The organism is Streptomyces silaceus (assembly GCF_001419745.1).
GTDB classification, from domain to species: Bacteria; Actinomycetota; Actinomycetes; order Streptomycetales; family Streptomycetaceae; genus Streptomyces; species Streptomyces silaceus.
The window spans coordinates 1-796 of the sequence record NZ_LIRJ01000410.1 but is presented as its reverse complement, the minus strand read 5'-3'; the positions used below and the strand labels follow the sequence as shown (position 1 = coordinate 796).

The 796-nt window shown below is 70.5% G+C and carries 1 protein-coding gene and 1 pseudogene; one reads left to right on the top strand and one right to left on the bottom strand.

The genetic code is table 11. From position 1 onward, the window contains the following. A partial coding sequence (locus AOK22_RS31805) for a hypothetical protein (RefSeq protein ID WP_079036954.1) occupies positions 1-297 on the top strand: 297 nt, incomplete at its 5' end. Positions 298-361: 64 nt separating this feature from the next. On the opposite strand, the pseudogene AOK22_RS31800 reads toward AOK22_RS31805, so the two are convergent. Continuing rightward, positions 362-796: pseudogene (locus AOK22_RS31800) on the bottom strand (hypothetical protein); the annotation flags it as partial.

Sequence of the window (796 nt, the reverse complement as noted above, 5' to 3'; positions counted from 1 at the left end):
ACCGGCATGCCGGTGGCGTTCTCGGTGGCGTTCGGGATCTACCAGATCGGCGGGGCGGCCGCGCTGGCCCTGATCGCGGGCTATCCGGTGATTCCGGACGGACTCGCCTGGACCGTCGTCGCGGTGAACGCGGCATCCGCCGTCGCCTGCGTCGTGGTGGCCTTCGGCGACATGGTGTCGCTGACGGGGTTCGGTGTCGCCTTCATGCTGATCGGGGCGCTGATCGTGACGGTCTACGCGGCGCTGGAGTACTCCGGCCTGCGACGGATGACCGGCGGCACGACCCCAGGGGGCTGAGCCCGCGGCGGCCCGGCGCGACGGGGACCGCCCCACCGGGTGTGCCGCCCTGGGTGATGCGGCGTCAGCTCTGGGGTGCACGGGCTCGCATGTAGACGATCGGGGTAGGCAGGGTGATGATCCCGTCGCCTCCCCGGAGGGCGTCCAGCCTGTGGGCCACCTCGGTGGCGAGTTCCTCGGCCTCCGCTGCGGAGAGCCGGTCCCACAAGCGGCGCATGCCGTGCGAGCGAGTCCAGCGGACCCACTGGTCACCGGACTCGACGGTGATGGGCAGGTCCTCCTCCATGACTTCCGCTTCGACGAAGCCGGCATCCATCAGGGTCCCCTCGACGACCTCCGGGGTCACCAGCCAGTTGTTGTGGATGTTGGCGAAGGGGCAGTCGTAGGCGTCGTTCTCCTTGGGCTGCGTCAGGTGCGGCAGCAGCAAGTCGTGGACGACCTCGGGCAGGAAGCCCCACTTCCCGGTGGCGGTCGGGAAGAACGACGGGGCGCTGGCGGC